Source organism: Bradyrhizobium sp. JR3.5 (assembly GCF_054057015.1).
In genome coordinates, this window is the sequence record NZ_JBSRYV010000001.1 from 1,412,245 (window position 1) to 1,426,422 (window position 14,178).

The 14,178-nt window shown below is 64.2% G+C and carries 16 protein-coding genes, 1 tRNA gene, 4 pseudogenes and 1 riboswitch; of the genes and pseudogenes, 12 read left to right on the plus strand and 9 right to left on the minus strand.

The window, feature by feature from the left end; translation table 11 throughout:
- Positions 1–125: 125 nt before the first annotated feature.
- Positions 126–644, plus strand: a complete 519-nt coding sequence (locus tag ACVWW1_RS07035; protein ID WP_456655315.1) for a hypothetical protein — start codon at positions 126–128, stop codon at positions 642–644.
- 123 nt (positions 645–767) lie between these two features.
- Here ACVWW1_RS07035 and ACVWW1_RS07040 read toward each other — a convergent pair whose 3' ends face one another.
- Positions 768–1,184, minus strand: coding sequence for a hypothetical protein (locus tag ACVWW1_RS07040; RefSeq protein ID WP_173642391.1), 417 nt, complete (start codon positions 1,182–1,184; stop codon positions 768–770).
- Between the two features lie 217 nt (positions 1,185–1,401).
- Positions 1,402–1,481, plus strand: a riboswitch (ZMP/ZTP riboswitch).
- 15 nt (positions 1,482–1,496) lie between these two features.
- Here ACVWW1_RS07040 and ACVWW1_RS07045 point away from each other — a divergent pair.
- The 5 genes from ACVWW1_RS07045 (at position 1,497) to ACVWW1_RS07065 (ending at position 4,554) form a co-directional block, all read left to right on the plus strand.
- Positions 1,497–2,360: a bifunctional 5,10-methylenetetrahydrofolate dehydrogenase/5,10-methenyltetrahydrofolate cyclohydrolase gene (locus tag ACVWW1_RS07045; protein ID WP_456655316.1), complete on the plus strand. Its 864-nt coding sequence runs from the start codon at positions 1,497–1,499 to the stop codon at positions 2,358–2,360.
- Between the two features lie 252 nt (positions 2,361–2,612).
- On the plus strand, positions 2,613–2,963 hold the full coding sequence (locus ACVWW1_RS07050) for a MaoC/PaaZ C-terminal domain-containing protein (RefSeq protein ID WP_456655317.1): 351 nt from the start codon (positions 2,613–2,615) through the stop codon (positions 2,961–2,963).
- Between the two features lie 151 nt (positions 2,964–3,114).
- Positions 3,115–3,537, plus strand: a complete 423-nt coding sequence (locus ACVWW1_RS07055) for a zinc-ribbon domain containing protein (RefSeq protein ID WP_456655318.1) — start codon at positions 3,115–3,117, stop codon at positions 3,535–3,537.
- Positions 3,538–3,752: 215 nt separating this feature from the next.
- A complete protein-coding gene (locus tag ACVWW1_RS07060; RefSeq protein WP_095735203.1) occupies positions 3,753–4,046 on the plus strand; it encodes a hypothetical protein in 294 nt (97 codons plus the stop codon).
- Positions 4,047–4,182: 136 nt separating this feature from the next.
- On the plus strand, positions 4,183–4,554 hold the full coding sequence (locus tag ACVWW1_RS07065) for a hypothetical protein (RefSeq protein ID WP_223967410.1): 372 nt from the start codon (positions 4,183–4,185) through the stop codon (positions 4,552–4,554).
- A gap of 40 nt (positions 4,555–4,594) precedes the next feature.
- Here the strand turns inward: ACVWW1_RS07065 and ACVWW1_RS07070 are convergent, their stop codons facing one another.
- On the minus strand, positions 4,595–4,888 hold the full coding sequence (locus ACVWW1_RS07070; RefSeq protein ID WP_456655319.1) for a hypothetical protein: 294 nt from the start codon (positions 4,886–4,888) through the stop codon (positions 4,595–4,597).
- A gap of 119 nt (positions 4,889–5,007) precedes the next feature.
- Between ACVWW1_RS07070 and ACVWW1_RS07075 the strand changes: the two genes are divergently transcribed.
- Positions 5,008–5,493: a hypothetical protein gene (locus ACVWW1_RS07075; protein WP_456655320.1), complete on the plus strand. Its 486-nt coding sequence runs from the start codon at positions 5,008–5,010 to the stop codon at positions 5,491–5,493.
- Here the strand turns inward: ACVWW1_RS07075 and ACVWW1_RS07080 are convergent.
- Positions 5,490–6,657 (minus strand): annotated as a pseudogene (locus ACVWW1_RS07080) (alkane 1-monooxygenase). The gene ACVWW1_RS07075 and the pseudogene ACVWW1_RS07080 overlap by 4 nt on opposite strands.
- 175 nt (positions 6,658–6,832) lie before the next feature.
- On the opposite strand from ACVWW1_RS07080, the gene ACVWW1_RS07085 reads away from it, so the two are divergent.
- Complete coding sequence (locus ACVWW1_RS07085; protein ID WP_456655321.1) at positions 6,833–7,843, plus strand: helix-turn-helix domain-containing protein; 1,011 nt, start codon at positions 6,833–6,835, stop codon at positions 7,841–7,843.
- Here ACVWW1_RS07085 and ACVWW1_RS07090 read toward each other — a convergent pair.
- The 3 genes and pseudogenes from ACVWW1_RS07090 to ACVWW1_RS07100 all read right to left on the minus strand — a co-directional run bounded on the left by ACVWW1_RS07090 (position 7,840) and on the right by ACVWW1_RS07100 (position 9,305).
- Positions 7,840–8,697, minus strand: coding sequence for a sterol desaturase family protein (locus ACVWW1_RS07090; RefSeq protein ID WP_456655322.1), 858 nt, complete (start codon positions 8,695–8,697; stop codon positions 7,840–7,842). The two genes, ACVWW1_RS07085 and ACVWW1_RS07090, sit on opposite strands and share 4 nt — an antisense overlap.
- A gap of 160 nt (positions 8,698–8,857) precedes the next feature.
- A tRNA-Arg gene (locus tag ACVWW1_RS07095) sits at positions 8,858–8,934 on the minus strand.
- Positions 8,935–9,019: 85 nt separating this feature from the next.
- Positions 9,020–9,305, minus strand: a pseudogene (locus ACVWW1_RS07100) (hypothetical protein).
- A gap of 222 nt (positions 9,306–9,527) precedes the next feature.
- Here ACVWW1_RS07100 and ACVWW1_RS07105 point away from each other — a divergent pair.
- Positions 9,528–9,974: a hypothetical protein gene (locus ACVWW1_RS07105; RefSeq protein ID WP_223967421.1), complete on the plus strand. Its 447-nt coding sequence runs from the start codon at positions 9,528–9,530 to the stop codon at positions 9,972–9,974.
- A gap of 233 nt (positions 9,975–10,207) precedes the next feature.
- Positions 10,208–10,330, plus strand: a complete 123-nt coding sequence (locus ACVWW1_RS07110; protein WP_256459054.1) for a hypothetical protein — start codon at positions 10,208–10,210, stop codon at positions 10,328–10,330.
- Positions 10,331–10,617: 287 nt separating this feature from the next.
- Here the strand turns inward: ACVWW1_RS07110 and ACVWW1_RS07115 are convergent.
- Positions 10,618–11,560, minus strand: a protein-coding gene (locus ACVWW1_RS07115; RefSeq protein ID WP_456655323.1) for an IS630 family transposase whose coding sequence is annotated in 2 segments (ribosomal slippage) — positions 10,618–11,223 and positions 11,225–11,560 — 942 coding nt in all. Because the reading frame shifts where the segments join, the coding sequence is not laid out codon by codon here.
- Between the two features lie 417 nt (positions 11,561–11,977).
- Positions 11,978–12,457, minus strand: a pseudogene (locus tag ACVWW1_RS07120) (IS91 family transposase); the annotation flags it as partial.
- On the opposite strand from ACVWW1_RS07120, the gene ACVWW1_RS07125 reads away from it, so the two are divergent.
- Positions 12,347–12,823 carry a hypothetical protein gene (locus tag ACVWW1_RS07125; RefSeq protein WP_456656703.1) on the plus strand — a complete coding sequence of 159 codons (477 nt, stop codon included), beginning with the start codon at positions 12,347–12,349 and terminating at the stop codon, positions 12,821–12,823. The pseudogene ACVWW1_RS07120 and the gene ACVWW1_RS07125 overlap by 111 nt on opposite strands.
- 30 nt (positions 12,824–12,853) lie before the next feature.
- On the opposite strand, the pseudogene ACVWW1_RS07130 reads toward ACVWW1_RS07125, so the two are convergent.
- A pseudogene (locus ACVWW1_RS07130) lies at positions 12,854–13,197 on the minus strand (YkgJ family cysteine cluster protein); the annotation flags it as partial.
- A 102-nt stretch (positions 13,198–13,299) separates the two neighbouring features.
- On the opposite strand from ACVWW1_RS07130, the gene ACVWW1_RS07135 reads away from it, so the two are divergent.
- Positions 13,300–14,172: a DMT family transporter gene (locus ACVWW1_RS07135; protein WP_456655324.1), complete on the plus strand. Its 873-nt coding sequence runs from the start codon at positions 13,300–13,302 to the stop codon at positions 14,170–14,172.
- Positions 14,173–14,178 lie beyond the last annotated feature (6 nt).

Here is a 14,178-nt window from a genome sequence, read left to right on the forward strand (position 1 = left end):
ACGACCCGGGAGGGCGGATGGCGTCTGTCCGGGTGATCATGCGCAGACGATGAATTCGTTGCGCGATGACAAGATGTCGTCGCGTCGAGTTGAACCGCGCCCGTAGCGCGGGGGGAGCTACCAAAATGCCTGTGGCGCGTTATTTCCTGTTCGTTGGTGGCGTGCTGCTCGCGCTGCTCTTCATCGTCAATGCCATCGTACCGCAGGAGGCCGTAGTCGCCAGCCAGGGCCTGTCGTCGCCCGGCGTCGACAGCAAGACCATGGTACGCATCAAGTCGACCCAGAAGCTGCCGGAGCGGGTGGTGTATGACACCAACCTGCCGACCATCGTTCCGTCGCAAGTGAACGCGGTCGCCGCAGCGACCCCGGCGGCTGCCAGCGATGCGTCGGCGCAGGCCCGCGTCCGTGACACGTTCGCCCAGTTCATTCCGCCGGAGAAGGCTGACGCGCGCAAGGGGCCGGTCGTGGCCGAGGCGAAGCCGGCCGAGCAGCCGGTGCAGGCGCCGAAGAAGCGCAAGATTGCGCGCAGCCATACCCATTCCCAGCAGCCGATGCGGTTGGCCCAGCCCGGAATGTATCAGCCTTACCGTGTCGCGCAGCAGCAGCCGCGCATGGGCTTCTTCGGAGGCTTCGGTACCTGGTAGGCACGGACACGCCGCAATCGGCAATCGATACGCCGCCGCAAACACTTTGCGGCGGCGTTTTCGTGTCCGCGATGCCAGCCGGGTAACCGGTTGCGGGAAGGCGCCCGGGGTGGCCGGAACCGGTTAGCGCGGCAGGCGCGGAATCTTGTCGGCGAAGCCGTTGTAGCAGGTCAGCCGCTCGTCCTCCTCCTTGACGAACCGGCATTCGGCGACGCCCTTGGCAGGGGCGGCCTTCGGCTTGGGCTGCGGCTTGAAGATCTCATCGTAGCACATCAGTCGCTCCTTGGTGGCGTCGTCGATGTCCTGGCAGGCCTGGAGCTTCTGCGCGACCGATTGCGGCTTGCCGGGTGCTGCGGCCTTCTCGCCCTTCTTGGCCGCCGATTTCTTGCCGACCTGGACCAGCGGCTTGTCGCCGACCATCGGCTGCGAGGCCGCCGCCGGCTTGTCAGCGGCGGGCGGTGGCGTGGTGGCTGGAGCGGTGCCTTGAGCAAGCGCGGCAGCCGGGCAGAGGAGCGCCAGCGCGAGGATGATATGTCTCATGGTGAAAATGTCCGAAGTGGCGTGATGACCGGAAGGATGGCGCCGGGGATCGGAAAAGTCCGGCAAGCGCCGAGGCTTATCGCAAGTTCTGCCCGAATCCTACCCCCGGAGGGGCCCCGCCCGGCACCGATCCACCGGCAAAAACAGGGGCAATTCGTCGCCGGTTCGGCCGCAAGCGAGCGTGATTTGCGTTTGCCGGGCCGGGCGGCTATGACGGCGGCATCTGCGCGACTGGCGCTTGGATGGACCACCATCGGGGAGCGCAGAGACTGAACGCCGCGCGCCTGGGCACCGCTTCGAAACGGAGGTGCCATGACGGCGAACATTCTTGATGGGCATGCACATGCCCAAATTGTCATCGACAAGGTTGCGAGCGAACTGGACCGGCTGCCCCGCGCGCCCGGGCTCACGGTCGTGCTCGTTGGCTGTGACCCGGCGAGCCAGATTTACGTACAGAGCAAGGTCAGGATGGCCGAGCGGATTGGCCTGCGCGGCGAGGTCGAGCGCCTGCCGGATGACGCCAACGAGGCCGATCTGCTTGCCAGGATCGACGCGCTCAATGCGCGCGACGATGTCGACGGCATCCTGATCCAGCTGCCGCTGCCGGCGCATATCGACGCCTTGCGCGTGATGGCGGCGGTCGATCCCGCTAAGGATGTCGACGGCCTGCACGCGCTGAATGCAGGCCGGCTGTTTCACGGCGACGATGCCTTGGTGCCGTGCACGCCGCTCGGCTGTCTCCGGCTGATCAAGTCGATCCGGCGAGATCTCACCGGCGCTCATGCCGTGGTGATCGGCAGCTCCAACATCGTGGGCAAGCCGATGGCCGCGCTGTTGCTGCAGGAGCAGGCGACCGTGACGCAAACCCACATCCACACCCACGGCATCAGCAAGATCTGCCGTCAGGCCGATATCCTGGTCAGCGCGGTGGGGAAGGCTGGGCTCGTGCGCGGCGACTGGATCAAGCCGCAGGCCATCGTGATCGACGTCGGCACCACGCGCGTCGAGAAGCCGGACGGCGGCTACGCGGTGTGCGGCGACGTCTTCTTCGACGAAGCGGTGCAGGTCGCCGGCGCGATCACGCCGGTGCCGCGCGGCGTCGGCCCGATGACGATCGCCTGCCTGATGGAGAACACGGTGAAGGCCGCGAAGGCGAGGGCGGCGCGGCTGCAATAGCCGCGGGGGCTTGTAGCGAGACGCGGGCGGCGGGTGCCGCTCGCGTCGTTTCCGCGCGCCCGGAGCCCGGTGCGCGAAGTTCATGACCCCGGGGGTCATGGAAAGCCCGCAGCATTGGTCTATCGTCGCGCGACAGACGGAGGCGCGCGATGCTGTATGCGGAAGATCTCACCGAGGGCCAGACATTCCAGCTCGGCACCTACACGATCGGCGAAGCCGAGATCCTGGAGTTCGCCCGGCAAATATGATCCGGTGCCGATCCATACCGACCCCGTCGCGGCTGCGGCGGGCCCGTTCGGCGGCCTGATCGCAAGCGGCTTCAACACCATTGCGATCTATCAGCGGCTCGTCGTGGAGGCGATCTGGACCAAGGTGGCGGGCATCGTCGGGCGGAGCTTCGAGATCCGCTTGCCGAGCCCGGTTCGCCCGGGAGCCACGCTCACCGGCCAATCCCGGATCCAGAAAATCACCATCAGGTCGGAGCGGCGCGACGCCGTCGTGATCTTCAAGACCGAGCTCGTCAACGACGAGCAGCGTCCCGTGCTTGTCCTGGTTCTCGATGCGCTGATCCACATGCGACCGGCGGAGCAGGGGCGGACGTAACCTCCGCCCGGATCGATCTGGCCGCCCCGCGATGCTGCGGCTACCATGGCAAGCCTGCGCCGACCTGCAGCGGATCAATGACGTCGTCTTGATACGGCCGGGCTGCCGGACGGCAAGTTCGTCGATACGGTGCAAGACGGATGGCATGGGCGTGAAGCGGAGCAAGCAGACGCGCGGCGAGATCGAAGCCAAACAGCGCAAGGCTGAGGAATGGCGTCGCACGCTGGCGCAACGCGCCGCCGAACGGCAGCGCCTGCGCGACTACAAGATCGCGCTGGCGCGCGACGAGGTTGCGGTGGTCACGAGCCAGCTCGCCGCCTCGAACAGCTATTCGATTCCTGATTTCGTCGAACGCGGAACCTATCGGCCCGAGCCCTTTGTCTGCAAGGATTGCGGCGTTGCCGAGGTCTGGACGCCGTTGCAGCAGAAATGGTGGTACGAGACCGCCAAGGGCGACGTGTTCACCAAGGCCGTGCGCTGCCGGGCCTGCCGCACCAGGGCGCGCGCACGCAAATCCGCTGCGCGCCGCGTGCATCTGGAAGGGCTCGCCAGGAAGAAGCCGTCCGCCACGTAGCGAGCGGGTGCGCCGGACGTCGCGCCACACTTCACATAGCGACGGATCTGGAACCCGCGCGCACGCGGTCAATGCGTCGCGCGTGCGGAACGTTTCGTGGCCTGATCGGTTCGAGACTTCGAAGCCCGCGGCGACGGGCGCGGGCGGGGAGGAACCAGCCAGGGAAACCATTGAAGGAAACCACTCAGGCCGGAACCAACAACAAGGAGCAGCGGATGAAGCTTAATTCCACGCAAGTCAAGCAGACCATGACGCAACTCAACGCGCAGGTGCTTCCGGATGATCATCCGGCGGTGGCGCAGCTGAACAGCGTGTTCGGCGAGCACACATTCTTCGTCGACACTAGCGGGCTCAAGGTGCTCGAACCCGCCCAGAGCTCCGACATGCCGGGGCAGACCGGCGAGGTGGTGAGCCTTGCCGAGTGGAGCGATCCGGAGCTGACGTCGCTGCGGCCGCACGAGCCCGAACCGACCGGCGTGCTCATCACGCTTGAACCCAGCAAGCACTAGGAGCGTTTTCGAAATCGGCCTTCCTGATGGCGACAGTCTCCAACGTCACATCAAGAGGTGCCGAAAGTCACATGGCAAATCGGCGCCGCCTGCGTATGCATCGGTTCGAGATGGGTATCCAGGCGGTGAGGGCCAGATGGGGATCGTGCGGCGCTGGAGCTCTGATGAGGACGAGAAGCTCAGAGAACTCGCCAGGGCCGGCAAGAACGCTCTCGAGATCAGCAACGAACTGACCCGCAGCGCGTCGGCCGTGCGCCGGCGCGCCGAAGTGCTGTCGGTCCTTATCATGGCAAAGGCGTTTCGCGCGCGCCCCTCGCATGTCGCCACCCATCTGGAGCGGGTCGCGATCGATGCGATCCGACATCGCCGGCCGTTTCCCGCGGGTGTCGGCCCGAGCACCATTGCCGGAATGATCGAGAAGGGCTGGATCCTGCCGGAGATGGGGCGGAAATATCGCGTCACCGATGCCGGCGTGGAAGCCGTACGCCGGAAGATCCCGAGCGGGTGAGAACGGGTGGCGGCAAGACGCGCCGTGGACCGACGCGCGATCAGCGGCGGAGGGCAAGATTCTCCGCTCGGGAAGGGCGCTCGCGCCGTTGAGGGAGGATGAGGCTGACCGCCAGCAGTCTCCCATCCAACCGTCCGGCCCGATCGCACCGATGCTCAACGCCCAGCAAGTTCAAGCTCCAGATGACCGATACCAGCGTTTCGCCGATCTTGCGCCGTTCGTTCGTGACGCGATCGGCACCATCGCCGCATTGAGCACGGCGCAGCGGCTGGATGTGGAATTCCTCGAACGCGAATTCATTCCCGCGCTGGGGCTCAATGACGAACTGCTTCACGAGCAGCCGCCGGAGCTTGCACCGAGCTTCGGCGAGGCCTCCACCTCTGGCAGTACCCGAACCAGCTCGCGCCCTATCTGGCCTGGCTCGCGCGCAACGCGTCCGGCATTTCCTCCTATATGGAAATCGGCTGCCGCTGGGGCGGCATGTTCGTCCTGGTTGCGGAGTGGCTGAGGCACAGCGGCGCCGACCTGAAGACCGTGATCGCGCTCGATCCGATCGCGCCGACGCCCTCCATCGCGACCTATTTCGAGCTGCTGCAGGAGCAGGCTTCGATCGAGCCGGTCTATCTCCAGGCCTATTCGACGTCACCGCTGGTCGGTGCCCATGTCGATCGGCTGAGGCCCGACTTCGTTTTCATCGACGGCGATCACAGTCTGCGCGGTGCGATGCAGGATCACCTGCTGGTGCGCTCCCACGCCAGCATCATCGTACATCACGACATCCACTCCCAGGCCTGTCCGGATACGACGCTGCTCTGGAAAGCCCTGAAGGAATTCGAAGCACCTGGCTTCGATGCGTTCGAACTCACCAGCCAGTATCCGTCCGTGAACGGCTCGTTCCTCGGCATCGGCGCGATGAAGCGGCGGTCCGGGCAGACCTAGAAGCGGCGCCCGTCGCGACATGCATTCACCGGCCGGTCGCCGAGATTGAGCTTGCTCTTGTCGCCGCCGGCCCACGCCAGTGTCTTCGGGTCCATCACGCGGAACCAGAGCGGCGGGATCGCGGCAAGACCGAACATGCCGGTGTAGCCGTTCGGCAGCCGCGGGATGTCGTCGAAATCGCGCAGCGACTGGTAGGGGCGCATCGGGTTGGCGTGGTGATCGGAATGACGTTGCAGATGGAACGTCATTAGGTTCGAGACGATGTGGTTGGTGTTCCAGGAGTGGCGCGGCTCGACCGCCTGGTAGCGGCCGTTCGGCAACTTCTCGCGCAGCAATCCGTAGTGCTCGACATAATTGGCCTGGGTCAGCGCATACCAGCCGAGGAAATGATGCGCGACGATGAACGGCGCGACCTTCCAGCCGAACAGCGCGATCAGAATCGCCGCGACGACGAGCGTGAGCGCAAAGCCCTGCAGGATCTCGTTGTTGACCGACCAGACCGGCTCGCCGCGCCGGGTCAGCCGTTCGGCCTCATTGCGCCAGCCGCGCCTGAACGCGCCCGGCAGCTCACGCGTCGCGAAGGCGTAGATCGATTCACCGAAACCGCGCGCTGGCGGGATCTTCCGGCGTCGCGACCCAGGTGTGATGGCCGCGATTGTGCTCGACGCGGAAATGGGCGTAACCGACCGCACAGTTGGCGAGCATGCCGAAGAAGATGTTGAGCCGGTCTGCCTTGTGGCCGAGCTCATGCCCGATCAGGAGCGCGCCGCCATTGATGGTGCCGACGCCGAGCAGCAGGGCGACATACGACCACCACGGCAGCTCCTGCGTGCCGAAGAAGGCGATCAGGGCGACGTAGTTGATCCAGGGAAACACCACGGTGATGCGCGCCAGCCGCAGGTAATACGGATCGGCCTCCATCGCGGCGACCACTTCCGCCGGCGGATTGTGGGTGTCTTCGCCGAACAGCACATCGAGCAGCGGGATCAGGATGAAGATGAAGACGAACGGAATCAGTGTCACCAGCGGATCGTGCGTCCGCAGGAAGAGCCAGTAGGACAACAGCGGGATCAGCGGCGGGATGAACGAGAGCATCCACAGATAGCGCTTGCCGTCCCGGTAGGTGATCGTTTCGCCAGCGGCATTGGTGCCCGTGAAGATCATCGCATTCCCTCCAGCATTTCTTGTCGAGGCGGCGTTCGCCGTTGTCGCAGAGAGGATGCCGCTAGGCGGGCCTGCGCCGCCAGTTCCCAACAGGCCAATTTTGTGGCATTTTGCGCCAAGGCCTGTTCCATCAGGTCCGTTCGGCTGGACGCTCGCGAGGGAGGGCGCCAAGGCAATGCAGGGATCGGAGGCCGATGTCCTTCGCACGCCGGTGTCCGTGAGCTATGCGCGGGCGCTGGTGCGGGCGTTCGGTAAGACGCGGGGCGAACGCGACGAGCTGCTGCATGGCACCGCAATCGAGCAGGACGTGCTCGACCAGCCCGGCGCTCACATGCCGGTGTCGTCGCTGGTGATCCTCGCCGCCAACATCACCCGCCGGCATGGCGAGCTGTGGCCGTTGTCGGCCGCGGCGGTCTGGTCGACGTCGCTGCAGGGCGCGCTCGACGTCGCGACCAGGACGGCACCGACCATCGCGGATGCGCTCAACACCGGCGCGCGCTTCGGGTCGACCCGCGCGCCCTTTATCCGCAACCGGCTGCGCACAACGCCGCGCTCGATCCAGATTGAAATCTCTCCTGCGGTCGCCATGGAAGGCGCGCTGTGGCGCGCCGTGGCGCTGGCGGTCAGCCTCAACGTGCATGCGGTCTATGCGCAGCTGCTCGAGGATGCGATCGATCAGGCGACCTTGCAGTTTCCCTGGCCGCCGCCTGCGGGCGCGGAGCGGCTGATGCAGCATTATTCCTGCGCCGTGAAGTTCAACGCCGCCGCCTTCATCTTCGACGTGCCCAAGCAGCTATGCGCGCGGGCTTCGCCGTTTGCCGATCCGGAATTGCACGCCAAGGCCATCGAAGCGCTCGAGGAAATCGAGAAGCCGCGGTCGGACACCGCGGCGCTGGCGCGGATCGTCGAGAGCCTGATTGCGGCGCGGCTGCCGCAGCGGCTCGGCGAGGAGGAGGCCGCGCGCCTCGTCGGCACCTCGCGGCGGACGCTGGTGCGGCGGCTGGCGGAGGCGGGCTGCGCCTTCCGGCCGCTGCTCGACGGCGTGCTGCGCGAGCGCGCCCGGACAATGCTCGCGGCGAGCACGCAATCGCGCGACGAGATGGCGGCCGCGCTCGGCTACACCGACGCAACGAGCTTCAGCCGCGCCTGCCGGCGCTGGTTCGGCGACAAGAGCCTGCGGAGTTAGCTCAGCGGCGCGCTCTGGCGCGGCTGCGCAGGCTCGCCACCACTTGGCATGTGAGGTTGGGCGGCTGGCGGGTCGTTGCGCTTGCGCTTCGAGGTCCACGCGACGATCGGGTAGGCCAGGAGCGCCAGATAGCTGGAAGGCATTGGATGATCGACGCCAAATGTCTTGGGATTCTGCCCCTTCGGAAGGTGGGCGCTCCCGAACAGCACATCGTAGAACGAGAACAGTCCGGCGAAGTTCTTGTCCCTGGCTTCCGTCTCGCTGCTGTGGTGCCAGTGGTGAAATTCCGGCGACACCAGGATGTGTCGCAGTGGTCCGTAGTTCAGGCGGACATTGGCGTGAACCAGCCAAGTCTGCCAGAAGTAGATCAGAAGGTAAGTGGCGATCGCTTCCGCGGAGAAACCGAGTGCGTAAAGCGGAAACAGCGCCCCGGCCTTCATGAAGATGACGTCGAGCGGGTGCTGATGAACCGCAGCGAGCCAATCCAGTTCCTCGACCGCGTGATGAACGGAATGGATCTGCCACATGGCAGGCACGACGTGCAGGATGCGGTGCGTCCAGTAGACGCCGAGGTCCGCGATCAGGATCACGATGGGCACTTGCACCAGATACGGAAGATCGCCGATCGTCTGCGTCACCGCTGCCGGCAGGATCGACTGATTGACCAGAACGGCCGTCGTCATGATGGCGATCACGCCGCCCACCACCAGCCACCCGTTGAGAAACAGGAAGGCCATATCGGTCAGCAGGCCACGCCTGAGAATCTTCTGAGGCCTCGCGGCGAGCAGTCGCTCGAAAGGCACGAAGATCAAAACCACCAGCAAAAGCTGCTTCAATCCCGATAAATCGTTCATTCAAAATGGCCGTTTGAAATGCCGGTAGCCTATCACCCCGGCGCCCAACAGCGTCAAGGGGAAGGGAAGCCCAAACCGCGGGAGCGTTAATCGGCCCGGTTCCATGTCGCCGGGGGCGTCAGAAACCAGGCAAGTCCAATCGATTTGGGTGGTGCGCCAGTGGCGCGCTCGGAGAGATTCGAACTCCCGACCCTCGGAATCGAAATCCGATGCTCTATCCAGCTGAGCTACGAGCGCGTTGCGGGTCGATTATCAGACTTGGGCTGTCGGGGCCAGCAGGGACGGCGCGGCGTCCGCGCATCCCGCCGGCCTTGCCTTGAGCTCAGAAGCAGGGATGCCGGCGATGATCCTGGCCGATATAGGCGGCCGAGCCCTGGTAGCACGTGTTGGTCGACGGGACCGTCGTAATAGGCGAAGCTGCCGGCGGCCGGGCCCGGGCCGTAATTGTGCAGATAGCTGATGTGGTAGGGCAGGCCCCAATGCGCATGGTGGTGATGCCGGTGGTGGCGCGGAGTGGCCGAGAGGTCGGCCGCTGCAGCCGGGGTGAGGGCCGGAATGGCCAGGGAAACGGTCACGGCGAGGGCGGCGAAAAGCTTGGTCTTGGTCATTGGCGGCCTCCGGGCATTCACGCGGGAATCGGCTTCTCCAGCCGGTCCAAGGTCCTCTAGCACTTCATTTAACCCGGAATCCGGCCGAAAGCTGCGGGAAATCGGTCACAGCGCGCCAAATTTTGCCTTTTTGGGGATGCTTAACGGATTGCCAACACAGTCCGGCCAGAGTCTTGGGGTCAGGTCCGCCCGGGCCGCCTCTCCCTCGGTTTAGAACATTCCATGCGCATCACGCCCCTTGTCGCTTTGCTGCTCTCGGTTCTGGCGGTCACGCCAGCGCGGGCCGTTCTGCACATCACGCGCGACCATGGCGGCTATGTCGAGGAGTACAAGGCCAAGTACAAGCAGATCCGCGAGCGCCGCGAGCGGGTCGTGATCGACGGCATCTGCAATTCGGCCTGCACGCTGGTGTTCGGCATCGTGCCGCTGAACAAGATCTGCGTGACGCCGAAGGCGAGCATCGGCTTCCACCAGGCCTATTACGACAAGGCCTTCACCTTCGGCATCAAGGTCACCAGCCTCGAGGGCACCTCCGACCTGATGTCCTACTATCCCGACACGGTGAAGGACTGGATCCGCCGCAATGGCGGGCTCACCACCGAGATGAAGAAGATCAAGAACGGCGTCGATCTCTGGAAGATCGTCGATCCCTGTCCGGAAGAGTGGTAGGCGCGGACGCTTGCGCGCTCCGGACCTTCTTCCTACGCGGCTTTGCCCGCTTGCCGCGTGCGGCCGGTGCCCGCGACCCGAAACCCTGCGGTCGGAATTTGGAACCGGCAGCACGGGCCATTCGTTTTGCTCATGATGTGTTCATCCTCATGATGCGATTGTGGTCCGAGCAGCGAGAGCGAGCCTCACCGTCGGAACGGACCGGCCTTAGCTCGCACGCGCAGGAGGTTGTGATGGCAACCAGGTCCAATCTTTCGAAGGCTGAACTCGCCCGCGGCGTTGCCGGCGCCGCGTCAGCGTTGGTGCTGAGCGCGCTCGTCCTGTTCGTCGCCGCACATCACCTGAGCGGCGGGTAGACCGGGCGGCGCGTCCACCAAGCCAGTCATGAAAACAGGAAGGTCCCGATCAGGAGGCCGGCCGCAAATGCCCAGAGTCCGAGGGTGCAGGCCGAGATGACCCGAACGAGATTGCGCAGATCCACGTCCTGCCAGCTGCTGTGGGATCGATACGTCAATTGCAGGCACCCCCTGCGGCGGCCGCCTTTGCGTCCTGGTTCCACAGCCTGTTCCCGATACGTGCCCAAATGAAGGCAACCGGTGGTGGCGCCTGATCACGCATTTGCGATCTTTAGAGCATGATGTGTTTATACGGAAACGTACCCTGAATTTTTGAGATAGTTGGCGCACTCCTCCTTGGAGAAGACGTCGAGGAGTTCGCCGACCTTGCGCCAAGTCGCTTCGACATCACGTGGCTGCGCAGCTCGCATCAGGTGTTTGAGCTTGGCGAAGACCTGCTCGATCGGATTGAGGTCGGGGCTATAGGGCGGCAGGAAGAGCAGATGGGCTCCTGTGGCGCGGATGGCGTTGCGCGCCGCCTTGCCCTTGTGACTGCCGAGATTGTCGAGAATGACGAGTTCACCCTTTGCGAGGGTCGGCGCCAGCACCTGCTCGACATAGAGGGTGAAGAGCTCGCCATTGATGGGGCCGTCGATGACCCATGGCGCGCTGATCCGGTCGTGGCGCAGCGCCGCGATGAAGGTCATGGTCTTCCAATGGCCGAAAGGCGCAGACGCCTGGAGACGTTGCCCACTCGGTCCCCAGCCTCGCAGCGGCGCCATGTTGGTTTTGATCCAGGTCTCGTCGATAAAGACCAGGCGCGAGGCGTCGATCCTGCCCTGATGGGTCTTCCAGCGCGTCCGTTTACGCGCGATATCGGGACGATCTTGTTCGGCCGGCAGGATCGTTTTTTTTGAAGCTCAGCCCTTCGGCATGGACGAACGTCCACACTGCCCGCACGTCGGTCTTGATCCCGCGCGCAGCCAGTTCCTGCGTCAGCTTCCGCAAAGTGAATGGGCCGGAGCGAATGCGTTTGCGCAGCCAGTCGGCATTGGTGCCGGACAGAACCGGCTTCTTGTGACCGCCAATCTTGCCGGGAGAAACGCCTCCGGTCTCCCGCCGCAGATTCTTCCACTTCGTCACACAGGAAGGACTGATCTGAAGCGCTTCTGCAATCGAACGAACGGTCTCGCCCGCGTCAGCCCGCGCCAGAGCGAGTTCACGAAGATCTTCCGAATAGGGTCGCGTCATCCATGCTGGCCCCCGTTCCAGCATGGAGTTTGAATCAGAAATTGTCCCTTCTGGGAATCTGGAGGGTTCTGTGAGGTCGCGCTCACGCGAGGGCGCGGCAGGCGCTTATGACGCGACCTCATTGAAGCCGGATTGAACGAAGGCGCGGGAGGCTATTCGCGGTTTTGCAGCTATGGGGATTGTTCGAGATCGCCATGCCCGATCTGCTGGCTCGGCGCGTGAGGCAGAGACACAGGAGTGCGCATCCTGGAAGAGTTGAGATCAGACGCGCTTCGCCTGAGATCGCGATAGGCCTTTTGCTGCATCGGACGGTTGTTGTCGCGCAGTGTGACAGCACGGATTCGACATCGTCCGCGATGATCGAGACGCTGGGAGCGAAATGACGAATGATGATCGTCGTGCACGACATGACTTGGCTCACGATGTGTCGCATCGGAACGGTGATGTTCGAGGGCTGGGGCGTCTGAAGCTATGTCGAAAGCGCTCAATGATGCGCATGACGCCACCACAATCGGGACAGGCAGGAACCTCGGCCCAGGTTTGAGCCTCCGAATCCACAGGCGACGGCTGGCCATCGTTTGGGGCTGTTCGCTCATGATCGAGAAGTTCGCGGCAAAGGGCGAGCTTGGCAGCGCGATGGCGGTTGGCCATGAAGCCGAAGTGGCGGATGCGGTGGAAGCCGTCAGGCAGCGTATGAAGCAGGAAACGGCGAATGAACTCATCGGGCTTGAGATTCATGATCTTTGTCGCGCTGTTTTGGCGATAGTCCTTCCATGAGAAGGCGACATGATCGTCGTCGAGTGCGACGAGCCGGCTGTTGGCGATCGCGACGCGATGGGTGTAGCGGCCGAGATAGGCCAGGACCTGTGCGGGTCCGCCGAAGCGCCGCTTGGCGTATCCGCCAATACGCGCATCGTGATCGGATCGACGCTTTTTGCGCTGGCGTCGACTGCATTGCTTTATCTGGTTCCGGCGAGCCCGATCGACCGGCAACTGCTGCGCGGCACCTTTCACTTTTATCAGGGGCACGCGTTTTTCGTGCCCGTCAAATACGTGGATGGCGAGATCAAGACTGCCCGGCTGTATGAAGATGACAGGCTTCTCGGCCCGGCGAATAGCACCCAGCAAGAGATCATCGACAAGGGCGCCGGCCGATTCGGACTTTACCGGGATCGCTGGGGCTATTTCGGGCCGGCCTTGATGTTCTCGACAAGCGACAATACCGACCCGAACACGAACGGCAGGAAGTATCACCTCAGATGACGATCTGACGTGCGCTGTCTCCGCGTGCCGTCACGTCGTCGGTATCACGCCCAGTTCCTTCGACCGCTGGAGAAGAGCCGTCCGGTAGGGCGGGGAGGGATCGTCATCGTCGTCGTCAGGGATGGCGCAATAGCCGAACTCCTGCTGAATGCGGTGGATCTCCATGACCCGATCGTTCAACCGCTGCAGATGCTCGTTCGAGCTGGCCTTCCAGTAGCGGAAAGTATCGAACGTGATCGGCACGAAGGCGGTGCCGAACAGCGTTGGATCGGGCACGATAGTCCGGCCGAGCAGCAATAGCGGTCGTGACCGACGATGACGAGGGTGGCATACGGCCGCCCTTCACTCACCCTGAGGCCCTTCAGCGATAGTTCCCGCATGCGCGGGTGATGACACCGTTCTTCGGGTGGCACCCAGCAACGCCATGGAAATTCGCGATTGCCCGCTGCCTGATCTTCGGGCAATGACGGCCTGCAATGAACAAGGGCTTCGAGGAAACTGCCGCTCGCCTGGCGCCGGCGATTTTTGTCGTGCTGTGGAGCACGGGATTCATCGGCACCAAATACGTCATCAACAATGCGGAGCCGCTGACTTATCTGGCGATCAGGATGGCGTTCGTGGTGATGGTGATGACGGTCATCGCCGCGGTCGCACGGCCGAAATGGCCCGACCGGACAGGCGTTTTCCACAGTGCGGTGGCCGGCATCCTGGTGCACGGCTTCTATCTCGGCGGCACCGCGATTGCGATCGCGCATTCGATTCCCGCGGGCCTGTCGGCGTTGATCCCGGGCCTGCAGCCGATCCTGACCTCGACCATCGCCAACCGCTGGCTCGGCGAGCGCGTCACGCCGCTGCAATGGGGCGGACTGCTGCTCGGTCTCGCTGGCGTCGTGCTGATCCTGCACAACCGGCCGATGACGGGCGATGCGGGGTGGGGCTGGCTTGCCTCGGGCGTCTCGCTGATCAGCATCACGCTTGGCACGCTCTACCAGCGCCGCTACTGCAACCAGATCGACTGGCGCGCCGGCAATCTCGTGCAGTACGTCGCGGTGACGATCTTTTTCGGCATCGGCGCCTGGCTGTTCGAGACCAACGTCGTGCATTGGACCAGCGAGTTCGTGCTGGCGATCGCCTGGCTGGTGTTCGCGCTGTCGATCGGCTCGATCGGGCTGCTGTATTGGCTGATCCGTCACCATGCCGCGACCTCGGTCGCGAGCCTGTTCTATCTGGTGCCGGCGGTAACCGCGTTGATGGCCTACATCCTGTTCGGCGAGCGGCTCGATCCGGTATCGATCGCCGGCATGGCCGCCTGCGCCGCCGCGGTGCTGGTGGTCAACCGCCGCGCTTAATCCTTG